Origin of the sequence: Bacillus sp. AFS012607, assembly GCF_002558005.1 — a bacterium.
In the GTDB taxonomy this organism is placed as follows: Bacteria; Bacillota; Bacilli; order Bacillales; family Bacillaceae_G; genus Bacillus_A; species Bacillus_A thuringiensis_S.
In genome coordinates this window covers 12,727-32,777 of record NZ_NTVM01000012.1, presented here as the reverse complement: position 1 = coordinate 32,777, position 20,051 = coordinate 12,727, and the positions used below count along the sequence as shown (strand labels likewise).

Genomic DNA, 20,051 nt, shown 5'->3' with positions numbered 1-20,051 from the left:
AACTATTTTTAGAATGTTAAATCAATAAGTAATTATTCAGTATTTGAATAAATTATGGGGGAATTGGTTTAGGGAAACAATTTTAAATGTGTCAAAACTCCAAACGTTGGATTTATATTCAATAGGAGAAAAAGATGTAGAATTTTGTCTTACAGTCCCCGTTTACTTTTCATTTCATTACATATAGGCTTTGTGGTGTAAGGGGGACATCACCTTTACGCAAAATCTATAAGGAGGTCATTGTAATGAAACAGATTAAAAAGTTTGCGGGAGTTGCTTTAGCGGGGACGATTGGATTAAGTGGACTACTGTTTTTAGAACCAAGTGTAAGCGTTGCGGAAGCACAGCAAGTGAAAGTGGAAAATTTCAATACAATTGATGTAACGATGGATCTAAATGAATTGTATGTATTAAGTGGCAGAAGTATTGATATTCTTTCTGGAGATAAAGAAGCAATTCAGTTAAATAAATACACAATTAGTTTTAATAAACCTGGGAAGTATGTGATTAAAGTAAATGGTTGTATTTATGATGATGTATATACTTTTATTGTGAATGAGTAGTATTATATATTCTTAAATTGCGAGATAAAAACAGAAACACCCTATTTGCGGCGGGAGTCGTAAATAGGGTGAATTTATTTGCATTAAGCAGTACTTTAAATATGTTCACTAATTTTCTTTTTGTTATGTAAAGTATGTAAAAGTGTTTGAAACATCTTAAATGATTGCTGAAAGATTGGACTTTGAATAAAGGTGTACAGAAAAGTTACGATGAAAACAGGACCGCCTAGCATAAATCCAACAACTAGTACAATACATTCTACTATGATTCTAGCACGGCTAATAGAAAGTCCTGTTTTGTCGGAAATAGTAAGCATGAATCCATCACGAGGGCCAGCGCCAATCCCAGCTGCAACGTACATCCCTCCCCCGATACCTGTAATGGCAATACCAGAAAATAAAATGAGTAAGTTTATCCATAAATAATTACTAGCGTCTGGAAGCATGTTTGATTGTAAGAAAAAGTCCATAATGGGACCGATAAGTAGTGCATTCAAAAATGTACCGACATTTATATATTTTCGATCTACTAGTAAAGATATTAGAACGAGACATAACCCACATATGACACTCCACGTACCAATGGTCCATCCAAACTTTTGGTAGAGAGCCATATTTAAAACTTCCCAAGGGTGCAAGCCTAGAAATTTAACTTTGACCGCAAGAGCATTTCCAAGGCCAAAGAAAATTAATCCTAAGAAAAAAAGAAAATAGCGAAAGAGAGTTAGCCTCATCTTTAAAACCTCCCATATTTTATAATTATGTATGTTACCTGTTACGGTTTTAATGTACAAATATTATGTCTTTTTATCATTCGTTTAAAAATGTTAACAATGTAAATGAAATATGTATCTTCACAGTCAAAAAAGTTAAAATATTTCGTTTTAAGGATTATAATGGAGAGAGAAACGTAAAAGGGAGTGAATGAACTTGAAACAAGAACTTATTGAAAGATTTACGAGATATGTAAAAATTGATACGCAATCAAATGAAGAAAGCCATACAGTACCAACAACACCAGGACAAATTGAGTTTGGTAAGTTATTAGTGGAAGAGCTAAAAGAAATTGGGTTAACAGAATTAATGATGGATGATAATGGCTATGTAATGGCAACACTTCCAGCTAATACGGACAAGGATGTTCCTGTAATCGGATTTTTAGCTCATTTAGATACGGCAACAGACTTTACAGGGAAAAACGTCAAGCCACAAATTCATGAAAATTTTGATGGTAATGCAATTACGTTAAATGAAGAGCTAAATGTTGTGTTAACACCAGAGCAGTTCCCGGAATTACCATCATATAAAGGGCATACCATTATTACAACTGATGGTACAACACTTCTAGGAGCAGATGATAAAGCTGGTCTTACAGAAATTATGGTTGCAATGAACCATTTAATACATAATCCGCAAATTAAGCACGGGAAAATAAGAGTAGCATTTACACCGGATGAAGAAATTGGTCGTGGGCCAGCGCATTTTGATGTAGAAGCGTTTGGTGCATCATTCGCTTATACGATGGATGGAGGTCCATTAGGTGGTTTAGAGTATGAAAGTTTTAATGCTGCAGGTGCTAAGTTAACGTTTAACGGAACGAATACACATCCTGGAACAGCGAAAAATAAAATGCGCAATGCAACTAAACTGGCTATGGAGTTTAATGGGCATTTACCAGTAGAAGAGGCGCCAGAATATACAGAAGGCTATGAAGGATTCTATCATTTACTTTCTTTAAATGGTGATGTTGAGCAAAGTAAAGCGTATTATATTGTTCGAGACTTTGATCGTGAAAATTTTGAGGCACGTAAAAATAACGTTAAAAATATTGTGAAGAATATGCAAGAAAAGTATGGTGAAGATGCAGTCGTCTTAGAAATGAATGATCAATACTATAACATGCTTGAAAAAATTGAACCGGTAAGAGAAATTGTTGATATTGCATATGAAGCAATGAAAAGTTTAGACATTGAACCAAATATTCATCCGATTCGCGGAGGCACAGATGGATCACAATTATCATATATGGGATTACCGACGCCGAATATTTTCACTGGTGGTGAAAACTATCACGGTAAATTTGAGTATGTTTCGGTAGATAATATGGAAAAAGCCGTTCAAGTTATTGTAGAAATTGCAAGACGTTTTGAGGAGCAAGCTTAAAAAAGAACCAAGTAGTACGAATGTGCTACTTGGTTCTTTTAATATAGTACTCGCCATAAATAAAAAGTCGCATAAGACTCCCAATTAGCCCAGTTTGCCGCGAAATCTTTTATTTCATTTTTAGTCGGTTTATTTTCGGAACCTGTTATAAATTTAATTGCATTATGCAGACCAACATCATCAATTGGAAAAGCTGAAGGAAATCTTAAACAACGCATTAAAACATAGTTGGCAGTCCATGGGCCTATACCATGGATAGCGGTTAATTGTTTCTCAGCAACCTTTACATCTTGTGTTTGCAGTAAATCCTCTTTTGATAGTTTTCCCTCTGTGATAAGCTTCGCAATACCGATTAAATATTCACATTTTCTAGTCGTCATTTTTAATTGTTGGAGATCTTCTACATGTAGATTTGCAATTGTTTCAGGTGATGGGAATATCCAATGCTTTCTACCGTCCCATTCTACATAACTTCCAAATTGCTCAACTAATCTTCTTTTTAGCGTATAAGCATATGTTAGGTTAATTTGTTGACCGATAATTCCCCAGGAAAGTGCCTCAAATAAGTCTGGAATACCTAAAGTACGAAGGCCATAATATTGTTCAATTGGTCCTTGAAGGAGTAAATCATGTTTAGCTAATGTATAAAAGGGGGCTAAATCAGTAGTTAAATCAAACCATTCTTTTACATAGTTAGCTACAGCTTCACGTATCGATTTTTCAGATGTGAATGATTCTTCTAAACAAAGTATTTGAATATTGCCATCTGTATTCACACTAATTTCAACTAAAGGATTTATATCTTGAACAGGGATAACTTTATAAATTTTGTTATCTTCAATATGGAACATACATTCATTGTTAGAACGTGATAGATAACGTAAATTTTCTTGGAAACAAAATTCTTTTGGAACTGCTATAGATAATGCGCTATTATATTCTGCTGTCATATGAATTCCACCTGCAACTTTTCTAATGTAAGCAATTTTTTCTTCATTTCTAATCCACCCCTAAATCCGGTTAGTTTCCCATTCTTCCCAATAACGCGGTGACAAGGAATGGTAATAAGAAGAGGGTTAGCAGCAATAGCAGAAGCAACGGCGCGCACAGCTTTAGGTTTTTGAATTCTTTCAGCAATTTCTGTATAAGAATAGGTCTTTCCATAAGGAATTTCACGTACCGCATTCCAAACAGATGATTGAAAATTAGTTCCATAAGCATCGATAGGGAATGTAAAAGTTTCTCGCTTGCTTTCTAAATATTCGATAATTTCTTTCGTATATATTTGCAAGTAATCTGGACTATGGATCAATATATGTTGGGGCAGTTTTTTTCTAGCCCATATATTTAATTCTTCAAAGTTTTCGTCTTGTGATCCAATGAAACATAGTCCATTTTCAGTTGCAGCAATATGAAATCGCCAATTTTTATGTGTAAGTAGCGTCCAATATATATAATTATTTTTGTAGGAATTCATTATCGTATCCCTCTTTCATTTCGTTCTTTTTTCGATATTCAGTAGGAGTAAATCCGGTTTTCTTTTTAAATAAAGTTGCGAAATACTCTGGGTTTTCTATCCCGACAGCAGTACTAATTTCTTTAATAGATTGATTTGTGTGTAAAAGGTATTCGGTTGCTTTAAGAACCCTGAATTGTTGTATATATTCTATAGGAGTTAGCCCTATTATTCTTTTGAAAGTACGCTGTAAATGAAAAGGGCTACCATGACACATTTCCGCAAGCATGTCGAGAGTTAAGGATTCGTCATAATGCTTTTCGATATAGTCTTTAATTTGTTCTACCCACTCTTCATTAGGTAAAGTGATCCCGTTTGGCTTACAACGTTTGCACGGGCGAAAGTTTTCACTTAATGCTTGTTCTGCATGATGAAAAATTCGTACATTGTTTCTATTCGGTATTCTTGATTTGCATGATGGCCTGCAAAAGATTCCAGTTGATTTCACAGCATAAAAGAATTTGCTATCATAGGAAGAATCATTATGAATAATTGCATGCCAATACTCACTCGTTAATGTTAACCCTTCATTGTGCAAAAACATCACCTCTGAAAGTAGTATAACCTGAATAAAGTGCGTATGTACGTATTTACAAATGTAAGAGCAAGATTACAAAGATGAACATATGATTGTTTTTCTATTTTGTGATAGCATGAACTTTGAAAGTGAACATCAAGAGGAGGACTATAAGTGAAGTTAATTTCATGGAATGTAAATGGTTTACGTGCAGTTATTGCAAAGGGTGGATTTTTAGAATATCTCGAAGAATCTAATGCAGATATATTTTGTCTGCAAGAGATTAAATTGCAAAGTGGCCAAATTGATTTAAATCTAGAGGGATATTATACATACTGGAATTACGCTGTGAAAAAAGGGTATTCGGGAACGGCTATTTTTACAAAAAAAGAACCGCTTTCTGTTACATACGGCTTAGAAATTGAAGAGCATGATCAAGAAGGGCGACTTATTACATTAGAATTCGAAGATTTTTACATGATCACGTTATATACACCAAATTCAAAACGTGGATTAGAACGATTAGATTACAGAATGAAATGGGAAGATGATTTCAGATCCTATATCAAACGATTAGATGAGAAAAAACCAGTTATTTTTTGTGGAGACCTAAATGTTGCTCATAAAGAAATCGATTTGAAAAATCCAAAAAGTAATCGTAAAAACCCTGGATTCTCCGATGAGGAACGAGAGAAATTTACATGTATTTTAGAAGAAGGATTTATTGATACGTATCGTTACCTTTATTCTGATCAAGAAGGTGCATACTCGTGGTGGTCGTATCGTATGGGCGCGAGAGCGAAAAATATCGGATGGCGTTTAGATTATTTTGTTGTTTCGGAAAGAATGAAAGACCAAATAACAGAAGCGAAAATTAATAGTGAAGTAATGGGATCAGACCATTGTCCAGTTGAATTACATATAAATTTCTAAAAAAAGAAGTATCTCCCTAAAATCAGGCGGATACTTCTTTTTTTAATTCAGTTTGTTAAAATTTTTCAAATCATTCTTGAAATAATTTCATATTAAATATATACTTAGTAACGATAATCATTATCAGTAGAAACGGTTATCAAGTGGTGAAGGTGTAAAAGAATTATAGTCTAGGGGAAGTGAACGTGAATGAGTTCTGGATAAAATTATTAATCTAATGAAATATATATTTGAGACAAGGTTCATATAGTTAAATTTTATTGAGAATATAGTTTGAAAATTCGAGAGGAGACATATAAAGATGAACAAGAAATTATTTACTTTAGGGATGGTTACAGTTTTAAGTGTAGGTTTAGCGGCATGTAATAGTGCGGATAAAACTTCAGGCGAGCAAAAACAACAGACAAAAGCTACGGAAACGAAAAAAGATGAAAAACGAAAAATTACATATTTAGGTAAAGAATATACAGTGCCAGCAAAAGTAGATAAAATTGCGACAGCTAGTTTAGAGTCAATGGAAGATGCGGCGGTACTTGGAATTAAACCAGTTGGTGCCATTACTGTAGGTGGTAAATTACCAAAATACCTTGAAAAAGAGTTAGAAGGTGCGAAATCTGTTGGTGAGAAAATGCAACCAAATTTCGAAACATTACTACAATTAAAACCAGATGTTATTACATCGAGTACGAAATTCCCAGCAGAAACAGCTGAAAAGTTTACGAAAGTAGCTCCTACATTCCCGGTATCACACGTTTCAACAAATTGGGAAGATAACTTAAAGTTAATGGGAGAATTAACTGGTAAAAAAGATAAAGCAGAAAAAATTATTAAAGACTACAATTCGGACGCTGAAAAAGCAAAAGCAAAACTAGGAGATAAGTTAAAAGATAAAAAAGTACTTGTCATTAGATTAAGAGCAAACGAATTATTCTTATATCCAGATGGAGTATACTTCAACCCTGTAATTTATAAAGATCTTGGACTAACTGCTCCAGAACAATTGAAAACTGTAAAAGCACAAGAGAAAATTTCATTTGAAAAACTTGCTGAACTTAACCCAGATTATATTTTCTTACAATATGAGGCAAGTGAAAATAAAAACCCGAAAGTGTTAGAAGAAATTGAAAGTAATCCAATTTGGCAAAGTATGAATGCTGCGAAGGAAAAGAAAGTATTTGTAAATGTTGTAGATCCAATGGCACAAGGTGGTACTGCTTGGAGTAAAACAGCATTCTTAAAAGAAGCAGTGAAAAATTTATCTAAATAATACAATAAGTAAGGTGCGTTGAATGATATGCAGAAAACAAATGCAGTACCAGTAACCATATTATGTATAGCACCCATACTCATCTTATTTACAGTTATACTTTCGATTTTGTATGGGGCGAAAAGTATTGATGCTGAAACAGTGTGGAATGCATTATTTCATTTTGATTCAAGCGATGTAAATCATAATATTATTATTACTTCACGTTTACCAAGGGTAGTTGCAGCTCTTTTAGTCGGAGCATTTCTAGCCATATCAGGAGCACTTATGCAGGGGATGACAAGAAACTATCTTGCATCCCCTTCTATTATGGGTGTGACGGATGGCGCTGCCTTTGTTATTACACTTTGTATGATCTTTCTTCCGGGAATGTCATCAATTGGTATGGTTTTATGTTCAATGATTGGTTCTGCACTAGGAGCCGGTATCGTGTTTGGTTTTGGTTCGCTCCTTCAAAATGGCTTATCACCAGTTAGGTTAGCGATTATAGGGACAGTTATTGGAACATTTTTAAGCAGTGTATCGGCTGCAATGGCTTCATATTTTCAAATTTCTCAAAATGTTAGTTTTTGGTTTAATGCAAAATTAGATCAAGTAGATCCTAATATCATTAAAATCACGATACCGTTTGGGATAATTGGAATAATTTTAGCGCTGTTAATATCAAAATCTATTACCATTCTTTCATTAGGCGAAGAGGTTTCTATTAATTTAGGGCAGCGTACAAAACTAGTTAAAGCGATGGCAATTTTATCAGTTATCTTTTTAACAGGAACAGCAGTTGCTTTAGTGGGGAAAGTTGGTTTTGTAGGTTTAATTATTCCGCACATTACTCGCTTTATAATTGGGGTAGATTATAAGTGGATTTTGCCATGTGCAGGCGTTATTGGTGGCGTTTTCTTAGCGTTATGTGATGTTTTAAGTAGATTTGTAAATTATCCATTTGAAACGCCAATTGGAGTCGTAACATCTTTAATTGGAATTCCTTTCTTCCTTTATTTAATTCGTACAAGAGGAGGAGAGAGACATGCTTAAAAGTTCAAGTCAACGTTTTGGAATGACGATGGGGATTATTGTATTTTTAATACTATGTGCCATTTACATTAGTTTAACGAATGGTACGTTTGATATTACGATTACAGATGTATTTAAAACACTTTTTAGAATTGATCCAGTACCAGAACATGATTTAGTTATTTTTGAGTTTCGCCTTCCGCGTATTGTAATTGCTGGATTAGTAGGATTAGGCCTTGGTGTTGCGGGTGCCGTTATTCAAGGGATTACAAGAAATGGATTGGCAGACCCAGGTATTTTAGGCGTAAACGCCGGAGCAGGAACAGCCATCGTTATTTTTATGTTTTTCTTTCAAGGGCAACTAAAGAGCACAGATTGGATTTCTATAATGATGATGCCTATGTTTGGTTTAATAGGTGGATTAGGTGCAGCGCTAATCATTTATTTGTTTTCTTGGAAAAACGGTAAGTTAGATTCGCAACGACTGTTATTAACAGGGATTGCAATCGGTTCAGGGTTTGGAGCATTCTCTATGTATTTATCACTCAAAATGAAGTCAACCGATTTCGAGATGGCTGCAGTGTGGGTGTCTGGAAGTATATATAGTGCAAACTGGAAGTATATTGTGGCTATGTTACCATGGCTTATTATCTTAATTCCGCTTATACAAAAGAAAGCTTATTTATTAGATTTATTTCAATTGGAAGAAACGAGTATTACAAGTTTAGGTGTTTCAGTAGAAAGAGAGAAATCGATTTTACTGTTAAGCAGTATCGGACTTGTGAGCGCATGTGTTGCTGTTTCAGGGAGTATCGGTTTTATTGGACTAATGGCACCGCATATAGCGAAAAGACTTGTCGGTATTCAACATAAGTATATAATTCCTACGTGCGGCGTAATAGGAATGTTTCTTGTAATTGCTTCAGACTTTATTGCGAAAACAGTTTTCACACCTGTAGAGCTACCAGTTGGAATCGTTATTTCTATTGTCGGTGTACCGTATTTCTTATATTTACTTTATAAGGCGAAAGCGTAAGAGGAGGAATAAAAGTGAGTATTTTAAGTGCAAAAAATTTAGAAACAAGTTATGAAAAGCTTACAGTGTTTCGCGATTTAAATGTGGAAATACAAGAAGGAAAAGTAACGACAATTATAGGTCCAAACGGTTGCGGTAAATCGACATTGTTAAAAACAATGGGAAGAATTTTAAAACAAAAAAGCGGAAAAGTATATTTGCAAGGGCAAGATTTACATACAATTCCAACGAAAGAAATTGCGAAGCAGTTAGCTTTACTCCCGCAAACGCCAATTGCACCAGGTGAACTTAAAGTGGAAGAATTAATTTCTTATGGACGCTATCCACATCGAAATAACGTAAATAAGTTAACGACAAAAGATAAAGAAATGATTGATTGGGCATTAGATATAACGAAAACTTCTGAATTTCGGACGAGACAAATTGCAAATTTATCGGGCGGTCAAAGACAAAAGGTATGGCTAGCGATGGCATTAGCACAAGAGACAGAAGTGTTGCTATTAGATGAGCCAACTACATACCTTGATATGTCTCATCAATTAGATGTATTACAAATTGTGGAGAAGTTAAATAAAGAACATAATTGTACGGTTGTTATGGTATTACATGATATTAATCATGCAGCAAGGTTTTCAGATGAAATTATTGCAATGAAGGAAGGAGAAATTGTTATAACTGGTAGCCCAGAAGAAATCATTACAAATGAAGTGTTAAAAGAAGTATTTCATATTGATGCGCGTGTCATGATTGATCCGTATAACGGGGCTCCTGTTTGTTTCGGTTATGATAGCGTTGTATCTCAAGAAGAAAAAATCGAAATATATGTAACAAGTTAAAAAGGGGGGGATAGAGTGAATACTACAGTTGAAAAACAGCAGATTATAACATCTAATACAGAGCAGTGGAAAATGTATTCAAAATTAAAAGGTAAAGAATATCAAATTCATATTTCAAAGCCGAGGCAACCAGCACCGGATTCAGGATATCCTGTCATTTACGTATTAGATGGCAATGCCTTTTTTCAAACATTTCATGAAGCAGTTAAAATACAATCAGTAAGAGCGGAAAAAACCGGTGTTTCACCAGCTGTTATAGTAGGAGTGGGTTATCCAATTGAAGGCGCATTTTCAGGGGAAGAAAGATGCTATGATTTTACGCCTAGCGTAATTTCAAAAGATGCTCCTTTAAAACCAGATGGTAAACCGTGGCCTAAAACAGGAGGAGCACATAATTTCTTTACTTTTATTGAAGAAGAACTGAAACCACAAATTGAAAAGAATTTTGAGATTGATAAAGGTAAGCAAACGTTATTTGGGCATTCTTTAGGTGGACTATTTGCTCTCCATATACTATTTACAAACTTAAATGCTTTTCAAAATTATTTTATTAGTAGTCCATCTATATGGTGGAATAATAAATCTGTACTTGAAAAAGAAGAGAACCTTATACATGAATTAAACAATGCTAAGTTTGAAACAGGAGTGTTCCTTACAGTTGGGTCACTAGAACGAGAGCATATGGTTGTAGGTGCAAATGAATTATCAGAGCGCCTTCTCCAAGTAAACCACGATAAACTTAAATTTAAGTTTTATGAAGCTGAAGGAGAGAATCATGCATCTGTTGTGCCGACGTCTTTAAGTAAAGGATTGAGATTTATTAGTTACGTATAGGAAAAAAGGTAAGCAATTGCTTACCTTTTTTCCTTATTGTTTAAAGGCAACGTATCCATCAATTAAAAAACTAGTGAAAAAGCGAGTCATTTGAGTAAAGCCACATTCCTCGATAATAGTTAATAAATTAGCTTCGGAAATAGGAAATATTTCTGTTTCAAAAGAATTTTCAAATCGGTCCCAATCTTCTAATGGAATTTGATTTTGCATCATATGATTGCGCCAAGCATGTAATTGTGTAGAAAACATACTTGTATGGGGCACACCATTTATTGAAGCGAGAAAGAATGGCGCACCAGGCTTTAGGCGATTACTAATATCATTAATAAGTTCTTTTTTCTCCTTATTAGTTGGAATGAAGTGCAGGACGAGCATACAGGTGGCAGCGTCAAATAACTGATTTGGTAATAATGTATGGATAGTTCCATGTACAAGATGAACATGGTTTTGTATGCCTTCGTTTTTAATTCTTTTTTTAGCTAACTGTAGCATGCTTTCAGATGGATCGACCCCTGTAAAAGATAAGTTGTTATTTTGTTTGCCTATTGAGAGAATTTCTTGTCCGCCACCAGCACCTATAACTAGTAAATTTGGATTCATGTTTTTTATAGGGAGTGTAGTAAATAAAAAATGGTTCATCATTTCATATAGGTGGTAGTAGCCTGGGATTTTACATGGAATTCTTTGTTCATATGAATTTACGGTAGTATCATTCCAATTCATTTTTAACCTCCTAAGTATGTGTTTTATAGGTTTATTATGAAATGAAATTATGAAGGGGAACAATCCCGTAAATCTGGGGGGGAAGAGGATGCATGAAAAAACAATGAAAGAAATTAAAATGGTAGCGAATCATATAAGTTCTATAAGATCATTTCAAGAGTCATTTCTCCACTTGATACGTAAAGTTATTGATTTTGACGCCGCTTGTTTTACAACTATAGACCCAATTTCTTTTTTATCTACTGGGGCATTTACCGATGAGAGTGTTGAAAAGATTCATCCACAATTGTTTATGAATGAATTTTTAGAAGATGATTTTAATAAATTTAAATGTTTAACAGAACACTCTCCTCATGTTGCTTCTCTAAGTATGGCGACAAATGGTGAACAAAAGAAAAGCTCTAGATACCGAAATATTTTAAAACCAGCAAGTTTTGGAGATGAATTAAGGGGCGTTTGTATGAGTAAGGGGAAATGTTATGGCCATCTTAGTTTATTTCGAGGAAGTATAAGTCCCGCTTTTCATATCGATGATTGTAAGTACTTAGCAACGATAGTCCCAATCGCTGGAGAGGCTTTAAAGAAGACAGTTTCTATACCTTTTTCAGAAGAGAAGGTGATAGGCACAGGTACGATTATAGTAAGTGAGGATTTTAGTGTATTATATTGGAATCAAGGTGGCAGCGAGTGGCTTTCAAATCTTAGAAAGCATGAACAGTTAAATATAAAAGAAATACCAAGGCCAATACGTGCGGTTTGTTCGAAAGTAAAGGCTAACGAGTATAATGTAGGGTGTATGAATAGAGAAGAAAACGTTTGTCTACCTTTAGCCTATGGCCATTTTTTAATCATTCGGGCTAGTAAGTTAGAACGTACAAGTAGTTTTCAAGGTGGTTATATTGTTCTATTCGAAAGAGCAAGACCGGAAGAGATTTTTCCACTTATTATGGAAGCTTATAGTTTTACAATACGTGAGAAGCAAGTAATACGTAAAATTCTTACAGGTATGTCGACAAAGGAATTAGCCCAAGAACTTTGTATATCTATATACACGGTACAAGATCATTTAAAATCCATTTTTGAAAAGACTGGGGTAAGTAGCAGAAATGAACTTGTGTGGGAAGTATTTTCGAAGTTTTGCTTTGATGCCAATGAATGAAAATAAAACAACTCTACAAAGATCACATGAAGTACGGTGGATGAGTTGTAGGATTGGACTTAAAAAGGTTATGGATGAAACGTTCCATAACCTTTTTTGATATGTAGAATTGTCCTTTTTGAACGTTTTGTTTCAACTTTTCGTCTAAAGAGACAAAAAGTTGTCACAATTCGGTCACAATTAGCATAAACATAAAATAGACGAAATGAACTTATTTCCAAAAAAGCTTAGTTCATTCCAATCATGATTCGTAGAGCTGCAAAAGCATGGATTAAAAGTTCACTATATTTTCAAGGAGGTAGATCGTATGAAAACTATTCTTGCTATCGCTGGGCTTATTTGGGTTTTATCACATGGAATTCCAATTTATGAGGGAGAACAAATTCGCAGTGCTCTGAATAAAAATTTTAATGAATATCATGTTATTGATCGGCAAGATAATGTTGTGACAGTTCGTGTAAATGACTGTTTTCATACGGTAACCGTGGAAGGAACTTCAGTAGTGAATGATGAAAAAGTATGTGATCAGCAATAATTATATATAGAAGGAAAAAAGTCTCAATTTATACACGTATAAATTGAGACTTTTGTATTTATGGATGAATAATAAGAGGGGATGGATAATCCCCTCTTATTATTTTTTTGAAAAAAGGAAAGGGTATCATGATAATTGAGGCTGAGAAGCTAATAAGTTGTTAAGAATAGGCATAAAGTGTAAATATACTCTTATGGGGTATCATGCGTAGATATTTAATGCTATAATTGGTATACTCATAAAAACAATTGTTTTATTGGATGAAGAGAAACTTTAAGAAGGTGATAATATGGATCATAAAGAGAATGAAGCAGTAACACATAGATCAGAAAAAGAAAAAGAACAGATTATAAATAGATTAAAGAGAATTGAAGGACAGGTTCGCGGTATTCAAAATATGATTGAAAATGATCGTTATTGCGTGGATATTTTAGTGCAAATTTCAGCGATTAATGCAGCGATGAAAAAAGTAGGAATGGGCGTTCTCAAAAATCATACGAGTCATTGTGTTTCAGGAGCTATTAAAAATGGAAATGGTGACGAAGCAATTGAAGAATTAATGACAGTATTTGAACGTTTTTCAAAAGCGTAAAAACAAGCTAGTATTTAACTGGCTTGTTTTTTTGTTTACCCTTATATTGGATTTTGGTGTATTGTAGTGAAAAAGTGTGTGTAAAATAAACTTTTAGAAAATAATTGAAAAATCATGATATAAAACCATTGATTACCTTAGGGGGGTATGGTAAGATATAATTGTGATTAACAAACAATGAATAAACAAGAGGAGGATTTTAAATGGAACAGTTAACATTACAAGTTGAAGGTATGTCTTGTGGACATTGTGTAAATGCTATCGAAAGCAGTGTGAAAGAGCTAAACGGTGTTGAACAAGTGAAGGTTCAATTAGCAGAAGGAACTGTTGAAGTTACTATCGATTCGTCTGCTGTAACATTAAAAGATATCGTTGCTGTAATCGAAGATCAAGGATACGATGTTCAATAATTATTTTTAGATATGGAGATAAATCGTACTTTAAATGAAGTACGATTTATTTTGCTAATAATTATACCTCATAAGGGTATATAGAGGTGAGAGACATGAATGAAAAAAAAGAGGCCAATCTTCAAATATCAGGAATGACATGTGCGGCATGTGCAAATAGAATTGAAAAAGGTCTAAAAAAAGTAGAAGGTGTTCATGAGGCAAATGTAAATTTTGCGCTTGAAAAAACAAAAATAATGTACGATCCAACTAAAACAAATCCGCAACAATTTAAAGAAAAAGTTGAATCGTTAGGATATGGAATTGTAAGTGATAAAGCTGAATTTACTGTTTCAGGAATGACATGTGCAGCATGTGCAAATAGAGTTGAAAAGCGTTTAAATAAGTTAGATGGTGTGAACAAGGCGACAGTAAATTTTGCTTTAGAATCAGCCACAGTAGACTTTAATCCTGATGAAGTTAATGTAAATGAAATGAAGAGCGTGATTACGAAGCTAGGATATAAATTAGAAGTGAAACCAGATGATCAAGATGCATCAACTGATCATCGATTACAAGAAATTGAGCGACAAAAGAAGAAGTTTATTATTTCGTTTATTTTATCTTTCCCATTATTGTGGGCAATGGTTAGTCATTTCTCATTTACTTCGTTTATTTATTTACCAGATATGTTAATGAACCCTTGGGTGCAACTAACACTTGCAACTCCTGTTCAATTTATCATTGGTGGACAGTTTTATGTTGGGGCTTATAAAGCGTTACGCAATAAAAGTGCTAATATGGATGTTCTCGTGGCGCTTGGAACGTCGGCCGCCTATTTCTATAGTGTATATTTAAGTATTCAATCTATTGGTTCTTCGGAACATATGACAGATTTATATTTTGAAACGAGTGCGGTACTTATTACATTAATTATTTTAGGTAAATTATTTGAAGCGAAAGCAAAAGGGCGCTCATCAGAAGCGATTAAAAAATTGATGGGTTTACAAGCGAAGACAGCTACAGTTGTGCGAGATGGAACAGAAATAAAAATTTTGATTGAAGAAGTAGTAGCTGGTGATATCGTCTATGTAAAGCCTGGTGAAAAAATCCCAGTAGATGGGGAAATTGTAGAAGGAAAGTCAGCGATAGATGAATCGATGTTAACAGGCGAAAGTATTCCGGTTGATAAAACAATTGGAGATGGAGTAATCGGTTCTACAATAAATAAAAATGGGTTTTTAAAAGTGAAAGCCACTAAGGTAGGCAGAGATACTGCATTAGCTCAAATTATTAAAGTAGTAGAAGAGGCTCAAGGTTCAAAAGCTCCTATTCAAAGGGTAGCAGATCAAATTTCAGGTATTTTCGTACCAGTTGTAGTTGTGATTGCAATTATCACATTTGCAGTGTGGATGCTATTTGTTACACCTGGTGATTTTGGCGGAGCACTTGAGAAAATGATTGCCGTACTTGTTATCGCTTGTCCGTGTGCATTAGGGCTTGCAACGCCTACATCTATTATGGCAGGATCAGGAAGATCGGCTGAGTATGGTATTTTATTTAAGGGCGGGGAGCATTTAGAAGCAACACACCGATTAGATACAGTTATTCTAGATAAAACAGGTACTGTGACAAACGGGAAGCCGGTGTTAACAGATGTAATTGTAGCAGATGGATTCCGTGAAGAAGAAATACTACGTTTAGTAGGGGCAGCAGAAAGAAATTCTGAACATCCACTTGCAGAAGCGATTGTAGAAGGAATTAAAGAAAAGAAAATTGATATCCCAAGTTCAGAAACGTTTGAAGCGATTCCAGGATTCGGTATCGAATCAGTTGTAGAAGGAAAACAATTATTAATTGGCACACGTCGATTAATGAAGGAATTCAATATTGATATTGAAGAAGTTTCTAAATCAATGGAAGCGCTAGAACGAGAAGGAAAAACAGCAATGCTTATTGCAATCGATAAAGAATATGCCGGTATAGTTGCCGTTGCAGATACTGTGAAAGATACTTCAAAAGCAGCTATCGCAAGACTGAAAAAAATGGGTCTAGACGTTGTGATGATTACAGGAGATAATACACAAACTGCTCAGGCGATTGCAAAGCAAGTTGGTATTGATCACGTAATTGCAGAAGTATTGCCAGAAGGAAAAGCAGAAGAAGTGAAAAAACTCCAAGCACAAGGTAAGAAAGTAGCAATGGTTGGAGATGGAATAAATGATGCTCCTGCTCTTGCTACGGCGGATATCGGTATGGCAATTGGAACAGGAACGGATGTAGCGATGGAAGCGGCAGATATTACGTTAATCCGTGGGGATTTAAATAGTATTGCTGATGCGATCTTTATGAGTAAAATGACGATAAGAAATATTAAACAAAATTTATTCTGGGCATTAGCTTATAACGCGTTAGGAATTCCAATCGCGGCATTAGGCTTCTTAGCACCTTGGGTTGCTGGAGCAGCGATGGCATTTAGTTCTGTATCCGTTGTATTAAATGCATTAAGATTACAAAGAGTTAAATTAAATTCTTAAAAAGCTACATTAAAGTAATTGAATAGAATTAAAAAACAATACTTTGAATAAGTATTGTTTTTTTGTTCGTATAGAAATTAAAACGATATAATAAAGAAGAAATATGGAATCGTATGTAGTAGAAAAGTTAAGAGGTAGTTTGGTAAGGAGACTTATATATGTTAAAAGATATTATAGTTAGAACATTTCAGAAAGAAGATTTAGAGCAAGTATTACAATTGTTCTATGAGACAGTTCATACGGTTAATGCAAAAGATTATAATGAGTTACAGCTACAGGCGTGGGCACCAAATCGACTAGATAGAGAAAGCTGGTTAAAGTCTTTAGAGAAGAATATTAGTTATGTAGCGGATCATAACGGTGTGATATTGGGATTTGGGGATTATAACGATGATCATTACGTAGATCGTTTATTTACACATAAAGATTATCAAGGGAAAAGAGTCGCTTCATACATACTACAGATGTTAGAAAAAGAAGCAGTGAAATTGGGGCATAGGGAGATATATACAGAGGCGAGCATTACCGCAAAACCTTTTTTTAAAAGTAAAGGTTTTATTTGCATAAAAGAACAAAAGAAACAGCATAATGGTCAGATTTTTATTAATTATGTTATGAAAAAAATATCCTTCTCATAAATGAGAAGGATATTTTTCATTATTTTACAGCTTCTTTTAGTTCTTTACCAGCTTTGAAAGCAGGTACTTTAGAAGCTGCGATTTGCATTTCTTCACCAGTTTGTGGGTTACGGCCTGTACGAGCAGCTCTTTCGCGAACTTCGAATGTACCGAATCCGATAAGTTGTACTTTTTCACCAGCAGCTAAAGTGTTAGTGATTGATTCTACTACAGTTTGTACAACTACAGTAGCTTCTTTTTGAGAAATCTCAGCATTTTGTGCTACGTTTTTAATTAATTCTGTTTTGTTCATGTTTTTCACCTCATATGTAAATAATGCTATTTAAGTTGTTATTATAACGTATAAAACATTCGAGAACAAGTGTACGTACATATATTCGCAAAAAAAATGAAATTTGTAATATTTTTTAGGACACTTTATAGACATTCCATTTAAGCGGATAGAGATTTGTTCTTCATTTCAGTCTTCTCTTGATGAGAAGGTAGTTTCTTATTATAAGATATGAAGTAAGGTAGTGCTACAAATAACATACCCCCTACTAAATTTCCAAAGAAAACAAAAATAAAGTTTGGAAAATATTCAGCCCAAGTGAAATGACCGGCAAAAATCGCAGCTGGGATGACAAACATATTGGCTACAACGTGTTGAAATCCAATCGCAACAAAAGTCATAACTGGGAACCAAATACCGATAATCTTTCCGATAAATTCTTTACTTCCCATACTGAGCCAAACAGCTAAACAAACGAGCCAATTACATCCGATTGCAGAAATAAATGCTTGCAATGGTGTATCTTGTAGTTTCGCTTGAGCGATAGAAATAGTTTTCGCTAAAAAAGCTCCTTCAGTTAAGCCGACGATATGACCGAAAAAATAGGCTACGAATACAGCTCCTATGAAATTGCTAAATGTAACAATAACTAAATTTCGTATGAAATAAAATAAAGTAATTTTCTTTTGGAACCAGGCCATAGAAACTGTCATCATGTTACCAGTAACTAGTTCACCGCCTGCAAGAATAACGAGAATAAGACCAATAGGGAATACAGCAGCGCCTAGAAAACTAGAAAATGATCCCCAATATTTTGGCATTGTCCCAATAACATGATATCTAGTAAATACCCTAATGAGATAAAAGCACCACCAAAAAAACCAAGAATTAGTATAGGGAGCAATGATAAATGACCTTTTTTCCTTCCTGAATTCGCAGCAAGTTTCGTAATTTCTTCTGGTGTAAATACAGACATGAATAACCCCTCCGTAATAAAATGATGGAATGAATAGAAAAAATTCAAAAATCTACGTATTATAAAAATATGTTATGACTTCTGTATAAAATTGTCAAAGTGAATAGAGAGGGAACGACATATTGATAACATTGTTCATGTTGTCACATTAATGTAACAATAAGGATTTAAAGTGTTTCTAGAGGTGAAAACATGAATACGAATCATGTAAAAAAAGAACGAAAAAAATCAATCGTAAAGATATTTATTATTATTTTTATAAGTATATTAATGATACCAGTAAGTTTGTATTATTATGCGACAGAAATAGAACGAAAATTAGTAACAGTTACGTGGAATGAAATAGAAGCTTCTGCAATTCCTAAAGAATTTAATAATAAAAAAATATTACAGTTTTCAGATGTACATTTAGGACCAGAGTTTACACTGAAACAACTTGAACATTTAGTGGAGAAGATGAATGAATTACATCCAGATATAGTAGTTTTTACTGGAGATTTAATAGATAAATTTGGGTCTTATAGTGCGGAAAGAGAAGAAGCGAAGGCTATTTTGCAGAAAATTTACGCTCCCTTAGGGAAATATGCTGTGTTTGGGAATCATGATAGGGGCGGGGGCGGTAGTTTATTTTACAAAAAATATATGGAGGAAGCTGGTTTTTCTGTATTAGTAAATGAAGTGCAGAAAATTAAAGTGGAAAACGGCAAATATATTACAATATCAGGTTTGGATGATTTTCTATTAGGGAAGCCGCAAATAGATTCAACTTTAAAAAACTTGAAACAAAATGATTTCAACATGTTATTAGTACATGAGCCGGATGTTGTAACCAAAATCAATCGTTACCCAGTTGATCTTCAACTGTCAGGACATAGTCACGGAGGACAAGTCCAAATTCCTTTTGTAGGTCCGTTAATTACTACCAAACTAGCTGAGAACTATGTTGAAGGTATGTATGAAGTAGAGGGGAAGAGTAAGCCGTTATATTTATATGTAAATCGTGGCATTGGGACTACTAGGATGCCTGTTAGATTTTGGAGTGTACCTGAACTTTCAATTTTTGTGTTGAAGCAAAATAGTGACTAGAATAGTAGGAGGACTTTTAGAGAAAGTTCTCTTTTTTTAATAGTTAAATACTGAATATTATGTAAGTTTCGTTTAAAGTGTTAAATAAAGAAAGGGGAATTTCTAGGATAGAAACATGGCATAAAGAATTGGAAAGTTTATATAATCAAATAGTTTCATGACGAAGAGATTTTCATCAATATCCAGAGCTAGCGTTTCAAGAAATAGAAACGCCGAGAAAAATAGCTGAAATCTTAAAAAGTTTTCATATTGATGTGAAAACAAATATCGGGAGCAGAGGAGTAATCGGCGTAATTGAAGGTGGAAGACCTGGGAAGACGATAGCGCTACGTGCTGATTTTGATGAACAAGCAATGTTAATTGGTGGTAAATTACTTTTAAGTCTTGTGAATAGTTATGTAAGAGATGAAAAAGAATCTCTTCATCATGTAGAAGTGAAAAAGTAATTTACATAAATAAAAAACAA

The 20,051-nt window shown here is 34.2% G+C and carries 21 protein-coding genes and 2 pseudogenes; 16 read left to right on the top strand and 7 right to left on the bottom strand.

Annotated features, from left to right (window positions below):
* The first annotated feature begins 245 nt into the window (after positions 1-245).
* Positions 246-563 (top strand): hypothetical protein, encoded by a 318-nt coding sequence (locus CN409_RS13575; RefSeq protein WP_000809494.1) that lies wholly within the window; start codon positions 246-248, stop codon positions 561-563.
* Between the two features lie 95 nt (positions 564-658).
* Here CN409_RS13575 and CN409_RS13570 read toward each other — a convergent pair whose 3' ends face one another.
* The gene (locus tag CN409_RS13570; protein WP_001241258.1) at positions 659-1,297 is read right to left on the bottom strand and encodes a YczE/YyaS/YitT family protein; all 639 of its coding nucleotides are present in this window, start codon (positions 1,295-1,297) and stop codon (positions 659-661) included.
* Between the two features lie 196 nt (positions 1,298-1,493).
* Between CN409_RS13570 and pepT the strand changes: the two genes are divergently transcribed.
* Positions 1,494-2,726 carry a peptidase T gene (gene pepT / locus CN409_RS13565; protein WP_097980905.1) on the top strand — a complete coding sequence of 411 codons (1,233 nt, stop codon included), beginning with the start codon at positions 1,494-1,496 and terminating at the stop codon, positions 2,724-2,726.
* A gap of 38 nt (positions 2,727-2,764) precedes the next feature.
* On the opposite strand, the gene CN409_RS13560 is transcribed toward pepT, so the two are convergent.
* The 3 genes from CN409_RS13560 to CN409_RS13550 are packed head-to-tail and all read right to left on the bottom strand — an operon-like array spanning position 2,765 to position 4,780.
* Complete coding sequence (locus tag CN409_RS13560) at positions 2,765-3,676, bottom strand: DNA-3-methyladenine glycosylase 2 (protein WP_000123497.1); 912 nt, start codon at positions 3,674-3,676, stop codon at positions 2,765-2,767.
* Positions 3,673-4,203, bottom strand: a complete 531-nt coding sequence (locus CN409_RS13555) for a methylated-DNA--[protein]-cysteine S-methyltransferase (RefSeq protein WP_001089834.1) — start codon at positions 4,201-4,203, stop codon at positions 3,673-3,675. The genes CN409_RS13560 and CN409_RS13555 overlap by 4 nt, the downstream gene beginning before the upstream one ends.
* Positions 4,184-4,780, bottom strand: coding sequence for a bifunctional transcriptional activator/DNA repair enzyme AdaA (locus CN409_RS13550; protein WP_000551298.1), 597 nt, complete (start codon positions 4,778-4,780; stop codon positions 4,184-4,186). Before CN409_RS13550 ends, CN409_RS13555 begins: the two co-directional genes overlap by 20 nt.
* Before the next feature lie 153 nt (positions 4,781-4,933).
* Between CN409_RS13550 and CN409_RS13545 the strand changes: the two genes are divergently transcribed.
* The 6 genes from CN409_RS13545 (at position 4,934) to CN409_RS13515 (ending at position 10,679) form a co-directional block, all read left to right on the top strand.
* Positions 4,934-5,692, top strand: coding sequence for an exodeoxyribonuclease III (locus CN409_RS13545; RefSeq protein ID WP_000767606.1), 759 nt, complete (start codon positions 4,934-4,936; stop codon positions 5,690-5,692).
* A 301-nt stretch (positions 5,693-5,993) separates the two neighbouring features.
* The gene (locus tag CN409_RS13535; protein WP_001035504.1) at positions 5,994-6,959 is read left to right on the top strand and encodes an iron-hydroxamate ABC transporter substrate-binding protein; all 966 of its coding nucleotides are present in this window, start codon (positions 5,994-5,996) and stop codon (positions 6,957-6,959) included.
* 27 nt (positions 6,960-6,986) lie between these two features.
* Entirely contained in the window at positions 6,987-7,994 is a 1,008-nt protein-coding gene (locus CN409_RS13530) for a FecCD family ABC transporter permease (protein WP_001173054.1), read from the top strand.
* The gene (locus CN409_RS13525; protein ID WP_000920455.1) at positions 7,987-9,009 is read left to right on the top strand and encodes a FecCD family ABC transporter permease; all 1,023 of its coding nucleotides are present in this window, start codon (positions 7,987-7,989) and stop codon (positions 9,007-9,009) included. Before CN409_RS13530 ends, CN409_RS13525 begins: the two co-directional genes overlap by 8 nt.
* A 14-nt stretch (positions 9,010-9,023) precedes the next feature.
* Complete coding sequence (locus CN409_RS13520) at positions 9,024-9,845, top strand: ABC transporter ATP-binding protein (RefSeq protein ID WP_000025762.1); 822 nt, start codon at positions 9,024-9,026, stop codon at positions 9,843-9,845.
* Positions 9,846-9,860: 15 nt separating this feature from the next.
* Positions 9,861-10,679 (top strand): alpha/beta hydrolase, encoded by an 819-nt coding sequence (locus CN409_RS13515; RefSeq protein ID WP_001098706.1) that lies wholly within the window; start codon positions 9,861-9,863, stop codon positions 10,677-10,679.
* A 33-nt stretch (positions 10,680-10,712) separates the two neighbouring features.
* Here the strand turns inward: CN409_RS13515 and CN409_RS13510 are convergent, their stop codons facing one another.
* A complete protein-coding gene (locus CN409_RS13510) occupies positions 10,713-11,402 on the bottom strand; it encodes a class I SAM-dependent methyltransferase (RefSeq protein WP_044782941.1) in 690 nt (229 codons plus the stop codon).
* 88 nt (positions 11,403-11,490) lie between these two features.
* On the opposite strand from CN409_RS13510, the gene CN409_RS13505 reads away from it, so the two are divergent.
* From CN409_RS13505 to CN409_RS13480, 6 genes are all read left to right on the top strand, one after another.
* A complete protein-coding gene (locus tag CN409_RS13505) occupies positions 11,491-12,561 on the top strand; it encodes a helix-turn-helix transcriptional regulator (protein WP_097980906.1) in 1,071 nt (356 codons plus the stop codon).
* A gap of 307 nt (positions 12,562-12,868) precedes the next feature.
* Complete coding sequence (locus CN409_RS13500) at positions 12,869-13,096, top strand: hypothetical protein (protein ID WP_000849105.1); 228 nt, start codon at positions 12,869-12,871, stop codon at positions 13,094-13,096.
* Positions 13,097-13,385: 289 nt separating this feature from the next.
* Complete coding sequence (locus CN409_RS13495) at positions 13,386-13,688, top strand: metal-sensing transcriptional repressor (protein WP_000349643.1); 303 nt, start codon at positions 13,386-13,388, stop codon at positions 13,686-13,688.
* Between the two features lie 203 nt (positions 13,689-13,891).
* Positions 13,892-14,098: a copper chaperone CopZ gene (copZ, locus tag CN409_RS13490; protein WP_000436973.1), complete on the top strand. Its 207-nt coding sequence runs from the start codon at positions 13,892-13,894 to the stop codon at positions 14,096-14,098.
* 95 nt (positions 14,099-14,193) lie between these two features.
* Positions 14,194-16,614, top strand: a complete 2,421-nt coding sequence (locus tag CN409_RS13485) for a heavy metal translocating P-type ATPase (protein ID WP_097980907.1) — start codon at positions 14,194-14,196, stop codon at positions 16,612-16,614.
* A gap of 158 nt (positions 16,615-16,772) precedes the next feature.
* Positions 16,773-17,252: a GNAT family N-acetyltransferase gene (locus tag CN409_RS13480; protein ID WP_000910172.1), complete on the top strand. Its 480-nt coding sequence runs from the start codon at positions 16,773-16,775 to the stop codon at positions 17,250-17,252.
* A 19-nt stretch (positions 17,253-17,271) separates the two neighbouring features.
* Here the strand turns inward: CN409_RS13480 and CN409_RS13475 are convergent, their stop codons facing one another.
* Entirely contained in the window at positions 17,272-17,544 is a 273-nt protein-coding gene (locus tag CN409_RS13475) for an HU family DNA-binding protein (protein WP_001043904.1), read from the bottom strand.
* 140 nt (positions 17,545-17,684) lie between these two features.
* Positions 17,685-18,499 (bottom strand): annotated as a pseudogene (locus CN409_RS13470) (formate/nitrite transporter family protein).
* 192 nt (positions 18,500-18,691) lie between these two features.
* Here CN409_RS13470 and CN409_RS13465 point away from each other — a divergent pair.
* Together CN409_RS13465 and CN409_RS32355 are read left to right on the top strand one after the other, a co-directional pair.
* Positions 18,692-19,585 (top strand): metallophosphoesterase, encoded by an 894-nt coding sequence (locus CN409_RS13465; RefSeq protein ID WP_001095333.1) that lies wholly within the window; start codon positions 18,692-18,694, stop codon positions 19,583-19,585.
* A gap of 107 nt (positions 19,586-19,692) precedes the next feature.
* Positions 19,693-19,929 (top strand): annotated as a pseudogene (locus CN409_RS32355) (amidohydrolase); the annotation flags it as partial.
* Between the last annotated feature and the right edge of the window lie 122 nt (positions 19,930-20,051).

Excerpts from the sequence above, each read along its gene's own strand:
- CN409_RS13465 (WP_001095333.1), top strand. The coding sequence starts at position 18,692 with ATGAATACGAATCATGTAAAAAAAGAACGAAAAAAATCAATCGTAAAG.
- CN409_RS13485 (WP_097980907.1), top strand. The coding sequence starts at position 14,194 with ATGAATGAAAAAAAAGAGGCCAATCTTCAAATATCAGGAATGACATGT.
- CN409_RS13510 (WP_044782941.1), bottom strand. The coding sequence starts at position 11,402 with ATGAATTGGAATGATACTACCGTAAATTCATATGAACAAAGAATTCCA.
- CN409_RS13535 (WP_001035504.1), top strand. The coding sequence starts at position 5,994 with ATGAACAAGAAATTATTTACTTTAGGGATGGTTACAGTTTTAAGTGTA.
- CN409_RS13505 (WP_097980906.1), top strand. The coding sequence starts at position 11,491 with ATGCATGAAAAAACAATGAAAGAAATTAAAATGGTAGCGAATCATATA.
- CN409_RS13525 (WP_000920455.1), top strand. The coding sequence starts at position 7,987 with ATGCTTAAAAGTTCAAGTCAACGTTTTGGAATGACGATGGGGATTATT.
- CN409_RS13575 (WP_000809494.1), top strand. The coding sequence starts at position 246 with ATGAAACAGATTAAAAAGTTTGCGGGAGTTGCTTTAGCGGGGACGATT.
- CN409_RS13475 (WP_001043904.1), bottom strand. The coding sequence starts at position 17,544 with ATGAACAAAACAGAATTAATTAAAAACGTAGCACAAAATGCTGAGATT.
- CN409_RS13555 (WP_001089834.1), bottom strand. The coding sequence starts at position 4,203 with ATGAATTCCTACAAAAATAATTATATATATTGGACGCTACTTACACAT.
- CN409_RS13500 (WP_000849105.1), top strand. The coding sequence starts at position 12,869 with ATGAAAACTATTCTTGCTATCGCTGGGCTTATTTGGGTTTTATCACAT.
- CN409_RS13570 (WP_001241258.1), bottom strand. The coding sequence starts at position 1,297 with ATGAGGCTAACTCTCTTTCGCTATTTTCTTTTTTTCTTAGGATTAATT.
- CN409_RS13495 (WP_000349643.1), top strand. The coding sequence starts at position 13,386 with ATGGATCATAAAGAGAATGAAGCAGTAACACATAGATCAGAAAAAGAA.
- CN409_RS13560 (WP_000123497.1), bottom strand. The coding sequence starts at position 3,676 with ATGACAGCAGAATATAATAGCGCATTATCTATAGCAGTTCCAAAAGAA.
- CN409_RS13480 (WP_000910172.1), top strand. The coding sequence starts at position 16,773 with ATGTTAAAAGATATTATAGTTAGAACATTTCAGAAAGAAGATTTAGAG.
- copZ (WP_000436973.1), top strand. The coding sequence starts at position 13,892 with ATGGAACAGTTAACATTACAAGTTGAAGGTATGTCTTGTGGACATTGT.
- CN409_RS13530 (WP_001173054.1), top strand. The coding sequence starts at position 6,987 with ATGCAGAAAACAAATGCAGTACCAGTAACCATATTATGTATAGCACCC.